Annotated in this window: 13 protein-coding genes; 7 read left to right on the top strand and 6 right to left on the bottom strand. The window is 75.6% G+C overall.

Translation table 11 applies throughout. The features are described 5' to 3' along the window. Positions 1-29 precede the first annotated feature (29 nt). Complete coding sequence (locus E7Z53_RS12155; RefSeq protein ID WP_176337856.1) at positions 30-1,778, bottom strand: bifunctional 3'-5' exonuclease/DNA polymerase; 1,749 nt, start codon at positions 1,776-1,778, stop codon at positions 30-32. 143 nt (positions 1,779-1,921) lie between these two features. Here E7Z53_RS12155 and ssd point away from each other — a divergent pair, with 143 nt between their 5' ends. From ssd to E7Z53_RS12120, 7 genes are all read left to right on the top strand, one after another. Beyond that, entirely contained in the window at positions 1,922-3,016 is a 1,095-nt protein-coding gene (gene ssd / locus E7Z53_RS12150; RefSeq protein ID WP_017832511.1) for a septum site-determining protein Ssd, read from the top strand. After that, positions 3,013-4,245, top strand: a complete 1,233-nt coding sequence (locus tag E7Z53_RS12145; protein ID WP_017832510.1) for a TadA family conjugal transfer-associated ATPase — start codon at positions 3,013-3,015, stop codon at positions 4,243-4,245. The genes ssd and E7Z53_RS12145 overlap by 4 nt, the downstream gene beginning before the upstream one ends. Further along, a complete protein-coding gene (locus tag E7Z53_RS12140; RefSeq protein WP_017832509.1) occupies positions 4,242-5,003 on the top strand; it encodes a type II secretion system F family protein in 762 nt (253 codons plus the stop codon). Before E7Z53_RS12145 ends, E7Z53_RS12140 begins: the two co-directional genes overlap by 4 nt. Beyond that, complete coding sequence (locus E7Z53_RS12135) at positions 5,000-5,566, top strand: type II secretion system F family protein (protein WP_176337855.1); 567 nt, start codon at positions 5,000-5,002, stop codon at positions 5,564-5,566. Before E7Z53_RS12140 ends, E7Z53_RS12135 begins: the two co-directional genes overlap by 4 nt. A gap of 251 nt (positions 5,567-5,817) precedes the next feature. Continuing rightward, a complete protein-coding gene (locus E7Z53_RS20000; RefSeq protein WP_017832507.1) occupies positions 5,818-6,117 on the top strand; it encodes a DUF4244 domain-containing protein in 300 nt (99 codons plus the stop codon). A gap of 279 nt (positions 6,118-6,396) precedes the next feature. Next, complete coding sequence (locus tag E7Z53_RS20645) at positions 6,397-6,762, top strand: TadE family type IV pilus minor pilin (RefSeq protein WP_017832506.1); 366 nt, start codon at positions 6,397-6,399, stop codon at positions 6,760-6,762. A gap of 73 nt (positions 6,763-6,835) precedes the next feature. Next, entirely contained in the window at positions 6,836-7,180 is a 345-nt protein-coding gene (locus E7Z53_RS12120; protein ID WP_035925175.1) for an Rv3654c family TadE-like protein, read from the top strand. A gap of 4 nt (positions 7,181-7,184) precedes the next feature. Here E7Z53_RS12120 and E7Z53_RS12115 read toward each other — a convergent pair whose 3' ends face one another. The 5 genes from E7Z53_RS12115 to E7Z53_RS12095 all read right to left on the bottom strand — a co-directional run bounded on the left by E7Z53_RS12115 (position 7,185) and on the right by E7Z53_RS12095 (position 14,675). After that, a complete protein-coding gene (locus tag E7Z53_RS12115) occupies positions 7,185-9,527 on the bottom strand; it encodes a DEAD/DEAH box helicase (RefSeq protein WP_176337853.1) in 2,343 nt (780 codons plus the stop codon). Between the two features lie 141 nt (positions 9,528-9,668). After that, positions 9,669-11,468, bottom strand: a complete 1,800-nt coding sequence (locus E7Z53_RS12110) for a glycoside hydrolase family 13 protein (protein ID WP_176337852.1) — start codon at positions 11,466-11,468, stop codon at positions 9,669-9,671. Next, positions 11,465-12,373: a carbohydrate ABC transporter permease gene (locus tag E7Z53_RS12105; protein WP_176337851.1), complete on the bottom strand. Its 909-nt coding sequence runs from the start codon at positions 12,371-12,373 to the stop codon at positions 11,465-11,467. Before E7Z53_RS12105 ends, E7Z53_RS12110 begins: the two co-directional genes overlap by 4 nt. Further along, entirely contained in the window at positions 12,373-13,308 is a 936-nt protein-coding gene (locus E7Z53_RS12100) for a carbohydrate ABC transporter permease (RefSeq protein ID WP_176337850.1), read from the bottom strand. Before E7Z53_RS12100 ends, E7Z53_RS12105 begins: the two co-directional genes overlap by 1 nt. Continuing rightward, positions 13,305-14,675, bottom strand: coding sequence for an ABC transporter substrate-binding protein (locus E7Z53_RS12095; protein WP_176337849.1), 1,371 nt, complete (start codon positions 14,673-14,675; stop codon positions 13,305-13,307). Before E7Z53_RS12095 ends, E7Z53_RS12100 begins: the two co-directional genes overlap by 4 nt. Between the last annotated feature and the right edge of the window lie 12 nt (positions 14,676-14,687).

Here is a 14,687-nt window from a genome sequence, read left to right as displayed (position 1 = left end):
GCCCCTGCTGTGACCTGGGCCGGGGCGGCCTACTTGGCGTCCGCGTAGGACTCCACCACGGCCACGCTGACGGGGAACTCCACCGGGATCCGCCCGAACACCAGCCGGGCCGCCCGCTCCGCGCACTCGCGGACCAGCTCGGCGGCCCGCTCGGCGTCCTCCCGCGCGCAGTGCAGCACGACCTCGTCGTGCAGGAAGAACACGAGCTCGGCGTCGACCGCCTCCCGCGCCAGCGCCGAGCGGATGGCGCCCATCCAGCACACGGCCCACTCGGCGGCCGTGCCCTGGACCACGAAGTTGCGGGTGAACCGGCCCTGCCCTCGGGCCATCGCCCCGGCGCGCCGCTCGGCCTCCTCGGTGGCGGTGTCCCGCTGCGCCGCGTCCCACGCCGGGCCCGGCAGCGGGGACCAGCGGCCCAGGTGCGTGCGGACCTGTCCGCCCGTCTCACCCACCCGGGCGGCCTGCTCCATGTAGTCCACGGCGCGGGGGAACATCCGCGCCAGGTGCGGCATGAGCCGGCCCGACTGGCCCGTGGTGGCCCCGTACATCGCGCCCAGCATGGCCACCTTCGCCTGGGGGCGCTCGGTCAGCTCCGAGCCCCGCTCCTCGCCGAGGTCGGCGATGGCCTGGTAGAGGTCCCTGCCGCGGGACGCGGCGGCCAGGGCGTCGTCGTGGGCCAGCGCCGCCAGCACGCGCGGCTCGAGCTGGGCCGCGTCCGCCACCACGAGCACGCGCCCGGGATCCGACCGCACGGCGTCCCGCACCACGTGCGGGATCTGCAGGGCGCCCCCGCCGCGGGCCGACCAGCGGCCGGTGACCACCCCGCCCACCACGTACTCCGGACGGAAGCGGCCGTCCCGCACCCACGTGGCCAGCCAGTGCCACCCGTTGGCGCTGAGCAGCCGCGCCTGCTTCTTGTGCTCCAGGACGGGCTCGATCAGGGCCTGGCGCCGGGCCGCCAGACCGGGCACGGCCCGCGCCCACTCGACGAGCTCCCACTGCCGGGTGCTCGTCACGTCGATCCCCGCCGCCCGCATCGCCTTGAGCAGCTCCTGCGGGGAGTCCGGGTTCAGCCCCGGCGCGTGCAGCGTCTCCCGCAGCCGGGCCACGGTCTCCTCCATCCGCGGGGGGCGCTCCCCGGGCGCCGGCTCGGGGCCCAGGGCGTCCTCCAGCAGGGCCCGGTGGACGTCCTCCCGCCAGGGCACCCCGGCGTGCTGCATCTCCGCGGCGATCAGCGCGCCCTGGGACTCCGCGGCCAGCAGCAGGGTCAGCCGGCGGGCGTCCACCGCGCCGGCCACCGCGGCGAGCTGTGCCCGCAGCTCGGCGACCAGCACGGTCGCGTCGGGACCCGTGGCGCGGGGGAGGTCGAACAGGCTCGACTGGTCCGCGGCGGGGGAGGGCGGCGGGAGCAGCCCGGGCGCCTCGTCGGCGGGCAGCGGCGGCAGCACCGGTTCGTAGGGCAGCGGGCCGTCGACGCCGGACCCGTGGGCGGTGGCGGCCGTGGCGAGGATTGCCTGGCACAGCCGCAGGTCGTGGCAGCGCTCCACCCGGACGCCGGCGGCCAGCAGCTGCGGGTAGACGGTGCCCGTGCGCTCCCAGGTCCAGCGCGGCGGCGTGGACCCGGCGCGCCGGGCGGCCTCCTCGCGGTCGGCGACGAACGCGGCCAGCTCCCCGGCGGGCACGTCGACGCCGGGCCCGTCCGGGTCCCCGGAGCCCGTCAGGTCCTGGACCCGGTGCCCGCCCCGGCCGTCCTGTGCTGGTCCCACCACGATGTGCATCCGGCCATTGTCCTGCACGGGTCCGTCACGCTACGCCGGTGCCCGGACTGCACACGCCCGCGGGGCCGCCGGAAGCCCGCCGCCCGTCCACACCGGCGCCCCCGCCGGGCCGGCCCGGTGCCGCCCGCCCGGACAGTGGGGCCATGAGCACCGCCGCCCACCTCTCCGCCCCGGCCCCGCCGCATCCGGGCACCGCGGTCCGCGCGCGCACCGTGCGCCTCGTCAGCGAGGACGCCGGGCTGCGCGCCACGGTCGAGCGCGTCTGCGCGGCCGCCGGCGCCGACCTGCTGGCCGATCCGCCCGGCGCGGCGGCGGCCACCGCGCCGGGCACGCTCGCGGACACCGAGCTCGTGGACGTGCGCCACGCCGTGCGGGGGCGGGTCCGTCCGGGCACGGTGCTCGTGGGCCGGCCCGAGGACCCCGGGATCTGGGACCGGGCGGCCGACCTCGGCGGCTGCGCCGTGGCCGTGCTGCCCGACGCCGCCGGATGGCTCGCCGACCTGCTCACCGCCCGGCCCGGCGGCCCCGCCGGTCCCGGCGGCACGGGCCGGGTGCTGGGCGTGCTGGGCGCCGTGGGCGGGGCCGGCACGTCCACGCTGGCGTGCTGGCTCGCCGACCGCGCCGCGCACGAGGACCGGCCGGCCGTCCTCGTGGACGCGGACCGCGCCGGCTGCGGCATCGACGTCCTGCTGGGCCTCGAGGACCAGGACGGTCTGCGCTGGCCGGACCTGCTCCGGATCGCCGGGACGGTGCACGCCGAGCAGCTGTGGCCGGCCATGGCCCGGACCGGACAGCTGCGCTGGCTCTCCTGGGACCGCTCCCAGCCGGACGGAGCCGCCGCGCCGTACGCCGGCGTGCTCGAGGCGCTGCGCCGGGCGGCCGCCCTCGTCGTCGTGGACCTGGGCCGGGCGGGGGCGGGCACGGCGGACACCGCGGCCCTGTGCGACGAGGTCCTCGTGCTCACGCCCCGGACGGTGCGCGGCGTGCTGGCCGCGCGGTGGGCCGCCGGTTCCCTGGCGGGCGCCAGTGCCCGCCTGGTGCCGGCCGGGCTCAACGTGGCCGACGTGGACGACGCCCTCGCCGCCGCCACGACCGGTCTGCCCGTCGCCGGCTCCCTGCGCTTCTCCGGCGCGGTGCCGGAGGCCGCCGAGACGGGCCGGCTGCTCGAGGCGGGCCGCTCCCGGCGGCTCGCCCGGGACGTGGCGGGCCTGCTCGAGGCCGTGGGGGCCGCCCCGTGAGCGCCGCGCTGCCGGCCGCCCTGCTCGACGACGTGCGGGACCGGCTGCTGGCCGCCCCCGGGCCGGTCACGGACACCGACATCGCCGCGGCCGTGCGCGCGAGCGGCCGGGTGCTCGGGGCCGCCGGCACCCTGCGGGCGGTGCAGGCCGTGCGCGCCGAGCTGACCGGTCTCGGTCCGCTCGAGCCGCTGCTGCCGCACCGGGGTCTCACCGACGTCTACGTCAACGGGCCGGACCAGGTCTGGCTCGAGACCGAGGCCGGGGTGCGCCGCGTCCCGTCCCCCTTCCGCACCGACGCCGAGGTGCGCGCCCTGGCCGTGCGCCTGGTCACCGCCGCAGGACGCCGCCTCGACGCCGCCCACCCGTGCGTGGACGTCCAGACGGCCGCCGGCTACCGGGTGCACGCCGTCCTCCCGCCGATCTCCACGGGCGGGACCCTGCTCTCCGTCCGCTTCCGCAGCACGAGGACCCTGTCCCTGCAGGACCTCGTGGCGGCGGGGACCGTCCATCCCGGCACCGCCGAGCTCCTCGTGGGCGCCGTGCGCTCGGGCGCCAACTTCCTGGTCAGCGGCGCCACCGGGGCGGGGAAGACGACCGTCCTCAACGCCCTGCTCTCCTGCTCCCCGGCGCACGAGCGGATCGTGCTCATCGAGGACGCCGCCGAGCTTCGGCCCGAGCACCCCCACGTGGTCGGTCTCCAGGCGCGGCACGCCAACACCGAGGGCGCGGGCAGCATCGACCTGGCGGAGCTCGTCCGGCAGGCCCTGCGGATGCGGCCCGACCGGCTCGTGGTGGGCGAGTGCCGCGGCGCCGAGGTGCGCGAGCTCCTCACGGCCCTGAACACCGGCCACGCGGGGGCGGGCACCGTGCACGCCAACTCCGCCGAGGCGGTCCCCGCCCGGCTCTCGGCCCTGGGCGCCCTGGCCGGGATGAGCCGGGAGGCCGTGACGCTGCAGGCCGCGAGCGCCCTGGACCTGGTCGTCCACGTGGCCCGGGCGGGCGGGCGCCGAGAGATCCGGGCGGTGTCCCTGCTCGAGGACCGGGCCGGCGCCCTCGTCTCCGTGCCCGCGGCGGTCCGGTCCCACGACGGCGTGCGCCGCGGCCCGGGCTGGGACGGGCTGTGCGCCCTGCTCGACCACCGGCCCGACCGAACGCCCGGCGACGCGTCCGACCGCTCGCCCGACCGTTCGCCCCACCCCGGCGGGGACCTCGCGGGAGGCCGGCCGTGAGCACGGTCCTCGTCCTCTGCCTCGCCCTCTGCCTGTGCCTCGCCGGGGGCGCCGCGGTGCTGGTCGCGGGTCCGGGCCACCGCGTCCGGTCGGCCGCGAGGGCGGGCGCCGGCACCGTCGTCCCGGTCCGGTGGTGGGCCCGGTTCGCCCGGGACGCCGAGACGGAGGCCGCCGAGTGGATCGCGCTGCTGCGCCGGCTCGCGGCGCTGCTGGAGGCGGGCCGGTCCCCGGCGGCCGCGTTCGAGGGAGCGGGGCCCGGGGGCCGCGCCGCCCGCACGGGCACCGGCCGGCACCTCGAACTGCTGTGCACGTCCGTGGCGGCCGCCGCCCGCCTGGGGCTGAGCGTCTCGACCGCCCTGGCGGGGGTGCCGGCCCCGGAGCTGGGCCACCGCGCGCTGGAGCGGCGGGCCGTCGCCACCACCGCCGAGCTCTCCCTGTGCTGGGAGGTCTCCGAGCGCACCGGCGCGCCCCTCGCCGCCCTGCTCGGCGGTCTCGCCGACGCCCTCGAGGCGGAGCTCGACGCCGAGGCCGCACGCGGCACCGCCCTGGCCGGCCCCCGCTCCACCGTCCGGATCCTGACCTGGCTCCCGGTGCTCGGCATCGGACTGGGCATGCTCATGGGCGTCGACCCGCTGCGCACGCTGCTCACCACCCCGTGGGGGCTGGCCGCCCTCGTGGCCGGCGCTGCGCTCACGGGCCTCGGCCGGGTGTGGACGCGCACCCTGATCAGCCGCGCCGAGGCGGTGGGTGCGCGATGACCGCCCTCGCAGCGCCCGCCGCCGGGCTGCTCCTGGTGGCCGCCCTGGCGCTGGCGGCGCTCCCGTCCCGGGCCCGGCTGCCGGGAACGCCCCGTCCGGCCGCGGCCCGCCGCTGCCCGCCGGGACCGCACGTCTCCGCCGGCGTCCTCGTGGAGCTCACCGCCGCCATGCTGGACGCCGGTCTGCCGCTCGCGGAGGCCGTGGCGGTGCTGGGCGGGTGCCGGACGGACGCCACCGGCGCCGCCCTCGAAGGCGTGGGCTCCCGGCTGCGGCTCGGGCTGCCCTGGCACACGGCGTGGACCTCGGCGGGCGAGCTGCCCACGCACCTGGCCGACTACCGCGAGGCGCTCACGTTCACCGCGACGTCCGGGGCGCCGTCGGCCCGGAGCCTGCGCTCGCAGGCCGCCCAGGTCCGGCGTGCCGCCTACCGGCGGGCCGAGCGCGCCGCGGAGTCGCTGTCCGTCCAGCTCGTGCTGCCCCTGGGCCTGTGCTCCCTGCCGGCCTTCGTCTGCTGGGGCGTCCTGCCGGTCGTGATGGGGCTCGTGCCCGAGGTGTTCGGATGACCCGCCGCGCCCGGAGCCGCGGGCCCCCGGCCGCCGGGGCGTTCCCCGTCCGCCCCTGCGCCCTCGAGGACCGGCCCGGCGCCGCTGCGCTGCGCCGTCCGCCGTCCTCCGGCGGGCCCTGCCGCCCGTCCGGCACCGGCTCGGCGAGTGCTGCTCGCCCAGTGCTGCCCGGCCCGTGCTGCCCGGCCAGTGCCGGCCGTCCGGCACCTGCTCACCCCGCACCAGTTCGCTCCGCACCGAAAGGAACCATCATGTCCCAGCACCAGATCACCGCCTCCCGTCCCGCCCGGAAGCGCCGCAGCCCCTCCGGGCCCGGCCTGGAGGTCGCCGCCGGGGGCCGCCCGGTCGCACCGTCCGCCCGCCGGGCCACCGGCGCCCCGCCCCGCCCGCTCGTCCGGGCCGGGGACCCGGACCTCGGTGCGACCACCGTGGAGTACGCCATGGTCGTGCTCGCCGCGGCGGCCTTCGGCGGGGTCATGGCCGCGGTCCTCTCCTCCGGCCAGGTGCGCGAGCTCCTGACCGCGATCATCGAGAAGGCGCTCGGCGTCTGAGCGGCTGCTCCCGCGGGGTCCGTGGTGCCGTCCCCGGCGCCGCGGACCCCGCGGGAGCGTCCTCCCCGTCCGTCCTGGCCGCCGGTCCCAGCAACCCGAGCCGCCGTGCGCCCTGCCCGTGAGGAGTCCACCATGCCCGCCCACCGCCCCCGATGCTCATCCCGTGGTCGGTCTCGTCCGCCGTCCCGACCCCGTTCCCGTGCTTCCCGGTGGCGTGTCGGTTCCCGCCTCCGTCCGTGGTCGCCGCGCGGCCCCAGGTCCCGGTCCGCGCCGCGGCCGGTGCCGCCGGACCGCGGCGCCGTCACCGCCGAGACGGCCGTGCTGCTGCCCGCCCTCGTGCTGCTCCTGGCCGTGCTCCTCGCGGCCGCCGCGGCCGGGATGACCCTGATCCGCTACGAGGAGGCCGCGCGGGCCTCGGCCCGGGCCGCCGCCCGCGGCGAGAGCGCCGCCGTGGTCCGCTCCACGGCGCTGCGCGTGGCCGGGGAGGACGCCGCGATCCGCCTGGGCGGGAACGCGGGGACGGCCACGGTCACCGTCACCGGCCCCGCCCCCGGCATCCTCGGGACCTGGGGCGGCTGGGAGCTGCGCGCGGACGCCTCCGCCGAGACGGAGGGGGCCGGAGCGGCCGATGGGCACGGTGGCTGAGCCCGCGGCTCGAGGCCTCTCGGGGCGGCCCGACCGCTGTCCGGACCGCGACGGCGACCGGGGGAGCGGCACCGTGCACGCGCTGACGCTCACCCTGGTGCTCGGCGTGCTGCTGGTGGCCGTGCTGCTGCTGGCCCAGGCGGGGATCGCGACCCACCGTGCCGGCAAGGCCGCCGACCTCGCGGCGCTCGCCGCCGCCGACACCGCCCGGGGCCTCGTGGCCGGCGACCCGTGCGGCGCCGCCGAGCGCGTGGCCCGGGACAACGGGGCGCGGCTCGAGCGGTGCGCGCTCGTGGAGCCGGAGCGGGTCGTCGTGGACGTGCGCACCGCCGTGGCCCTGGACGGGCCGCTCGCCCGCTTCGGGGCCGCCCGCGGCGTGTCCCGGGCCGGGCCCCCGGAGGCCGCCCGTGCGCCGTGAGGACTCAGGCGCGGGGGGCGTCGTGCAGCACCGCGTCGATCAGCCGCACGGCGCCGGCCTTGTCCAGCGGGTTGTTGCGGTTGCCGCACTTCGGCGACTGCACGCAGGACGGGCACCCGTGCTCGCACTCGCACGAGGAGATCGCCTCCCGGGTGGCGCCCAGCCACGCGACGGCCGTGGCGTAGCCGCGCTCCGCGAACCCCGCCCCGCCCGGATGGCCGTCGTAGACGAACACCGTGGGCAGCTCCGTGTCGGCGTGCAGCGCGGTCGAGAGCCCGCCCACGTCCCAGCGGTCGCACGAGGCCACGAGCGGCAGCAGGCCGATCGCGGCGTGCTCGGCCGCGTGCAGCGCCCCGGGGACGTCGGGCTCCTCGATCCCCGCGCCGGTCAGCACGGGGCCCGGCACGGTGAACCACACGGACTTCGTGAACAGGTCGCGGGCCGCGAGGTCCAGGGGCTCCTCGCCCAGCACCTCGTTGGAGATCACGGCCTTGCGCTGGAACGAGACCACCTTCGTGGTGACCTGCACCTGGCCGAAGTGGACGGTCACCGGCCCCCAGCGCTCCGAGCGCTCCTCGGCGACCACGCCCACCTGCGTGATGTCCCGCGCGGTGGTGTAGAAGTCGGGGTTCGCCCGCGTCACGGCGGCCACCGAGCCCGCCTCGTCGAGCTCGTCCACGATGTAGGTCCGGCCCTGGTGCACGTACACGGCCCCCGGGTGGGCCTGGTAGTGGGACTGGGGGGAGTCCATCGTGCCGAGCACCGCGCCGGTGTCCGTCTCGATGATCCGGATCGGCCCGCCGCCGTCCGAGCGCAGCGACACCATCCCGGCCGCGGACTGGGGGTGCGTCCAGAACCAGCCGTTCGGCCGGCGGCGCAGGTGCCCGCTGGCCACGAGCGAGCCGAGCACCTCCGGCGCGGTGGGTCCGAAGCTGTCGATCTCCTCCGCGCGCAGCGGCTGCTCGGCCGCGGCCGCGCACAGGTGCGGGGCCAGCACGTAGGGGTTGGAGGGGTCGAACACCGTGGCCTCGACGTCGACGTCGAAGATCGCCTCCGGATGGTTCACGAGGTACGTGTCGAGGGGGTCGTCCCCGGCCACGAAGGCGGCCAGGGCCTCCTGCCCGGCCCGGCCCGCCCGGCCGATCTGCTGGAAGAACGACGCCCGGGTGCCGGGCCACCCGGCCACGACCACGGCGTCCAGCCCGGCCACGTCGATGCCGAGCTCGAGCGCGGACGTGCTCGCGATCCCGAGCAGCCGCCCGTCCCGCAGCGCCTCCTCGAGCTCCCGGCGCTCCTCGGGGAGGAACCCGGAGCGGTAGGCCGCCACCCGGTGGGCCAGCGAGGGGTCGACCTCCTCCAGCTGCCGGTGGGCGATCTGGGCGATCGTCTCCGCGCCGCGGCGGGACTTGATGAACGCGATGGTGCGGACCTGGCGGAGCACCAGGTCGGTGAGCATGTCGGCGGTCTCGGCCAGGGCGGTGCGGCGCACCGGGGCGTCGTTCTCGCCGCCGCCGTCCGTCTGCTCCGGCTCCCAGAGCACCACGGTGACCGGTCCGTGCGGGGAGAAGTCCGTGGTCACCGGCGTCACCTCGGCCTCGGGGACGCCGACGAGGCGGGCGAAGGAGGCGTGCGGCTCGAAGGAGGTCGCGGACGCCCCGATGAAGACGGGGTCCGCGCCGTAGAGACGGCAGATCCGGCGCAGCCGCCGCATGAGGTTGGCCACGTGCGAGCCGAAGACACCCCGGTAGGAGTGGGCCTCGTCCACCACGACGTACTTCAGGCGGCGGAAGAACCGGGACCAGCGCGCGTGGTTGGGCAGCACCCCGTAGTGCAGCATGTCCGGGTTGCACAGCACCACGTCGGCGTGGTCCCGGACCCACCGGCGCTCCGCGGGGTCGGTGTCGCCGTCGTAGGTCGCGGCACGCAGGGTCGGCAGGCCGAGGGCGTCCAGGCCCTTGAGCTGGTCGGCGGCCAGGGCCTTGGTGGGGGACAGGTACAGGGCCGTGGCCTCGTCCGGGTGGTGGATCATGCCCGGGTTCGCCAGCGCCGCGAGCCGGCCGCGGTGCACGGCGTCGGCCACGGGCGCCTGGTAGGCGAGGGACTTCCCGGACGCGGTCCCCGTGGCGACCACCACGTGCCGGGGGGCCAGCACCGCCTGGACCTGGTGCAGGTACGGCGCGTGCACGCCGAGCCGTTCCCAGGCCGCGACCACGTCCGGGTGCAGGTGCTCGGGCCACGGCGCCGTCACGGCGTCCCGGTCGGGGATCTCCCGGACGTGCCGCACCTGCTCCGGCGCGTCGCCGCGGCCGAGCAGTGGGATCAGGGAGACGTGGTCGGAGGACGGCACCGGTTCATTGTGCCACCGCCGCCCCGGCGGCCCCACCGGCGGGGCGGCCGCCGGGAGCCGCCAGGGCAAAGGCGCGCGGTGCTGCCCCGGCGGCTCCGTGCGGCGCCGCTGCGCGGTGGCGCCCTGCCGCTGCGGCGCGTCTCAGCCCTGCGTCGCCGCGCCCCGGGTCCGCCGGTGCACGCGGGCCTCCCACGGCCGCAGCAGCCCCTCGTCGCCGGGGACCACGCCGTCGGGGCGGTTGCCGATCAGCAGCTCGGCGCCGGCCCAGCCCTCGGGCAGTTCGGTGCGGACCTCCTCGCCCGAGACGTTGGCGAGCACCAGCAGCTCGACGTCCCCGAGCCGCCGGGTGAAGGCGTAGAGCTGCTCGTGGTGGGGGGCCAGCATGGTGAAGTCGCCCAGGGCGACCACGGGCTCGGTGTGCCGCAGCTCGATGAGTCGCCGGTAGTGGTGGAACACCGAGTGCGGCTCGGCCCGGGCGGCCTCGGCGTTGACCTCGTCGTGGTTCGGGTTGACCGCGATCCACGGGGTGCCGGTGGTGAACCCGGCGTTCGCGCCCGCGGTCCACTGGACCGGGGTGCGGGCGTTGTCCCGGCTCGACCAGCGCAGTCCGCGCAGCACCCCGGCGGGGTCCGCGCCGGCGGCCACGGCGTGGCGGTAGTGGTTGACCGACTCGATGTCGCGGAAGTCCTCGATCGTCTCGAACGGTGCGTTGGTCATGCCCAGCTCCTCGCCCTGGTACACGTAGGGCGTGCCGCGGTGCAGGTGCAGCAGGGTGGCCAGGCAGGTCGCGGAGGCCACCCGGTGCTCGGGGCTGTCGTCGCCGAAGCGGGAGACCGCGCGGGGCTGGTCGTGGTTGTTCCAGTACAGGGAGTTCCAGCCGACCTCCTCCAGGCCCTCCTGCCAGCGGCCCAGCGAGGCCTTCAGGTCCGTCAGGCGCAGCGGCTCGGGGTCGAACTTCCCGCCGGGCCCGTGGTCGAGGCCCACGTGCTCGAACTGGAAGACCATGTCCACCTCGGCGCGGGCCGGATCGGTGAAGAGCTGGGCCTGCTCCACGGTGACGCCGGGCATCTCGCCCACCGTGATGAGCTCGGCGTCCCGACCGGCGAAGACCTCGCGGTGCATCTCCTGGAGGAACTCGTGGATCCGGGGACCGCACAGGTAGGACGCGGAGCCGTCGCCCCAGGGCGTCCCGTCCACCGGGGGCCCGTCGTGCAGGTGGCCGTCCTCGGCGACGTCCTTGCTGATCATGTTGATGACGTCCATGCGGAAGCCGTCCACGCCGCGGTCCAGCCACCAGCGCATCATGGCGTGGACGGCCTGCCGCACCTCGGGGTTCTCCCAGTTCAGGTCCGGCTGCTTGCGGGAGAACAGGTGCAGGTAGTACTCCCCGGAGGCCTCGTCCAGCTCCCAGGTGGAACCCGAGAAGAAGCTCTGCCAGTTCGTCGGCTCCGCGCCCGGCGCGCCGGCCTCCATCCCCCGGCGGGGAGCGCGCCACCAGTACCAGTCCCGTTTGGGCGAGTCCGGCGAGGAGCGGGACTCGACGAACCACGGGTGCTCGTCGGAGGTGTGGTTGACCACGAGGTCCATCACCAGTTTCATGCCGCGGGCGTGCACCGCCCCGAGCAGCTCGTCGAACTGCTCGAGGGTGCCGAAGACCGGGTCGATGTCCTGGTAGTCGCTGATGTCGTAGCCGTTGTCGTCCTGCGGGGAGGAGTAGATCGGGGACAGCCAGACGACGTCCACGCCCAGGTCCTGCAGGTGGTCGAGGTGGGCGATGATGCCCCCGAGGTCGCCGATCCCGTCGCCGTCGGAGTCCGCGAAGGAGCGGGGGTAGATCTGGTAGACGACCGCGTCGTTCCACCACGCGGGGGTGCCCCCGGGGCCGCTGCCGGTGCCGGGCCGTTGGGCGGTGATGTCCTGCTGCTGGGTGCGGGTGCTCATTTGACTGCTCCTCGGGTGACGCCGGAGATGACCCACCGCTGGGCGAAGACGTAGACCACGAGCAGCGGTGCCATCGCCATCAGGTAGGACGCGAACGCGACGGTGTAGTTGGTCTGGAACTGGGACTGGAAGACGTACTGGACGAGCGGCAGGGTCGCCTGCTGCGGGTCGGAGACGATGATGAGGGGGAGCAGGAAGTCGTTCCACGCCCACAGGCAGGTCAGGATGCCGACCGTGGCGTTCATGGGCGTGAGCAGCGGGAAGACGACCCGCCAGAAGACTCCCCACGTGCCCGCACCGTCCATCCTCGCCGCCTCCTCGAGCTCGACGGGGATGGAGCGGATGTAGGCGGTGAAGATGAAGATGTTGAAGGACAGGCCGTAGACCACGTAGAGCAGGACCAGGCCGGCGGGATTGTCGAGGCCCAGGGCGGCGGTCTGCTTCGCCACGGGCAGCATGAGGATCGGGAAGGGCACGAACAGCGCGGAGATGAAGTAGAAGAACAGGCCCTTGAAGAAGCGCCGGTGCATGTTGCGGGCGATCGCGTACGCCACCATCGAGTTCGTCAGGAGCGTGAGCACCACCGCGGAGACGGTGATCAGGGCGCTGTTGAGTGCGGCCCGCGGGAAGTCCGTCAGCGTCCACGCGTCGGCGAAGTTCGCCCACCGCACCTCCGTGGGGAGGGCGAAGCCGCTGCCGCCGAGCTGGTCGGGGGTCTTCAGGGCGGTGATCACCGTGAAGTACAGCGGCACGAAGACGGTCAGGGCCAGGACGACCAGCAGCGCGGTCAGCCACCAGTTCACCCGGCCTCCTTCGGGCCGCCGGCGGCCGGACCGCCGGGACCGGGCCGGGAGGGTGGTTGCGGCGGTGCCGCTGGGCGGGGCGGAGACGTTGGTGGAGGACATCAGGCGGACACCTCTTCGCGCTGGAGGACTCGGAGCTGGACGACGGCGAAGACCACCAGCACGATCATGAACACGACCGCGTTGGCGATCTGGTAGCCGTACTCGCCGCCCTGGAACCCGCCCCGGTAGATGAGGACGGAGACGGACTCGGTCGCCGTTCCCGGCCCGCCGTTGGTCATGGCGATGATGTGGTCGAAGACCTGCAGGAAGTTCTTGAGCGAGAGCACCATGTTGAGCGTGAAGAACGCCCCGATCATGGGGAACGTGATGGACCAGAACCGCCGCCACGGCCCGGCGCCGTCGATGGCGGCGGCCTCGTAGAGCTCGGCCGGGATGGTCTGCAGCCCGGCGATGTAGATGATGATGTTGAACGCGACGGCCTGCCACACGGCGAGCACCACGATGCCGACCCAGGCCAGCTCGGGGTCGGCCAGGATCGACGTCGACAGCCGGTCGATCCCCAGGGCCGCCCCGATGCTCGGCAGGGAGTTGGTGAGCAGGTAGTTGAACACGTAGCCGATCACCAGGACGGCCAGGATGTTGGGCACGAAGTAGATCCCGCGCAGGGTGTTCTTGAACTTGATCCGCCCCGTCAGGCCCACGGCCAGGGCCAGGGCGATGACGTTCACCAGCACGGTCGCCACGAGCGCGAATTGGAAGGTGAACAGGTACGCGGAGCGGACCCGCTCGTCGGTGAACAGCGCCGTGTAGTTGGACAGGCCCACGAAGTCCCACTCGCCGTAGCCCGGGGAGTCCGTGAAGCTGTAGAAGACACCCTGCAGCACGGGCACGGTGTGGAAGAGGAGGAAGAGCACGAGGGCGGGCAGCACCATCCAGTAGAAGGCGCGGCCGGGTCCCTTCCGGCGCCGGGCGGGCGCGGCGGCGGACGTGCCCGTGGACGGTGCGCCCTGCGCGCGGGCGGGTGCCGTGGTCATCGTGACTCCACCGCCCCGAGGCCCCAGGTGCGCCGGTCGGCGACCCTGTCCCAGCTCTCGTCGAGGTTCCCCAGGAAGGCCTCCTGGTCGCGGTCGATGAGGTACTGCTGCAGCAGCGACCCCAGGGGGACGGCGGGGATGAACTGGTGGTCGAAGAAACCCACGATGCGCTCCTGGTCGATGTAGGGCTGGACCCCGGCGAGCGCGGGGTCGTCGTTGGACATGCCCTCGAGGGTCGGGATGGCCGTCTGCTCCTCGGCGTAGGCCTGGACGACCTCCGGCTGCATGAGGAAGTCGACGAAGCGCCGGACCTCTTCGGGGTGCTCGGTGTCCGCGCCGGCGGTGACGACCACGTCCACCCCCGAGACCAGGACGGTCTCGGCGGGGTCGTTCGTGGCGGGCAGCGCGAAGCTGCCGATGGTGAACTCGGGCTCGAACGAGCGGATCTGGGGTACGGCGTAGTTGCCCAGCAGCAGCATCGCCGACTCGCCCCGGGCGAAGGCGGCGGTGCCGTCCTCGTAGCCGGTGGCCACCGGGTCGGGCTGGGTGTGGTCGAAGAGGGTCGCCAGCTTCTGCGCGGCCTCCGGCCACTCCTCCCGGAAGGAGCTCCCGCCCGCGAAGCGCTGCTCCCAGAAGTCCTCCGGGACGGTCTGCGGGACGAGCGGCGCGAGCGGCGCCTGGGCGGTCCAGGCGTCGGCGAGCATCCCGTAGAAGGGGGTGACCCCGGCGGCCTCGAAGGTCTCCGCGGCGGCGATCAGCTCGTCCCACGTGCGGGGCACCTCCACGCCGTGCTCGGCGAAGAGCTCCTCGTTGTAGAGCACCCCGGAGGCGTTGGCGGCGAAGGGCACCCCGTTGACGGCATCCGGCGTGCTCGCGCCCAGGTCCCGGACGACGTCCACGTACGCCGGGTTGACGTCCTCGAGCGCGGGGGTGCCGGCGAAGTCGGCAAAGATCCCGGCGGAGGCGAGCTCGCCGAAGGTCGAGTTGGCGTTGAGGGTCAGGACGTCGGGCACGTCCTCCTTGACCAGGCGGGTGCGCAGGGCCGTCTCGGGGTCCGGGACGTTGTCCACGACCACGCGCACGTCCGGGTTCTCGGCCTCGAACTGCCGGGCGAGGTCCTCGAAGTAGGCGACGGCCTCGGGCTTGAACTGGAAGAAGGTGATCGTGGTGGGGGCGTCGGCGTCCGCGGCGCAGCCGGTCAGCAGCAGGGCGCACACGGCCGTCGCGGTCCATCTCCGCGCGGAGCGGCGCCGTGGCGCGATCACGGCCGCACCGGTGCCGGGCGGGCGGGCGGGGGCGGCGGGGCGGGGTTCTCGCTCATGGTTCTCCTCGGGCGGGGCGACGACGGGCGACAGGCGGTCCTGCACTGCGCGTTCTAT

It is taken from the genome of Kocuria salina, assembly GCF_013368965.1.
Classification (GTDB): Bacteria; Actinomycetota; Actinomycetes; order Actinomycetales; family Micrococcaceae; genus Kocuria; species Kocuria rosea.
Note: the sequence above shows the minus strand (reverse complement) of the source record. Positions and strands in the feature narration are given on the sequence as shown.

Coding starts and splice junctions, on each gene's coding strand:
- ssd (WP_017832511.1), top strand. CDS start 1,922: ATGAGCACCGCCGCCCACCTCTCCGCCCCGGCCCCGCCGCATCCGGGC.
- E7Z53_RS12135 (WP_176337855.1), top strand. CDS start 5,000: ATGACCGCCCTCGCAGCGCCCGCCGCCGGGCTGCTCCTGGTGGCCGCC.
- E7Z53_RS12155 (WP_176337856.1), bottom strand. CDS start 1,778: ATGCACATCGTGGTGGGACCAGCACAGGACGGCCGGGGCGGGCACCGG.
- E7Z53_RS12110 (WP_176337852.1), bottom strand. CDS start 11,468: ATGAGCACCCGCACCCAGCAGCAGGACATCACCGCCCAACGGCCCGGC.
- E7Z53_RS12105 (WP_176337851.1), bottom strand. CDS start 12,373: ATGTCCTCCACCAACGTCTCCGCCCCGCCCAGCGGCACCGCCGCAACC.
- E7Z53_RS20000 (WP_017832507.1), top strand. CDS start 5,818: ATGTCCCAGCACCAGATCACCGCCTCCCGTCCCGCCCGGAAGCGCCGC.
- E7Z53_RS12100 (WP_176337850.1), bottom strand. CDS start 13,308: ATGACCACGGCACCCGCCCGCGCGCAGGGCGCACCGTCCACGGGCACG.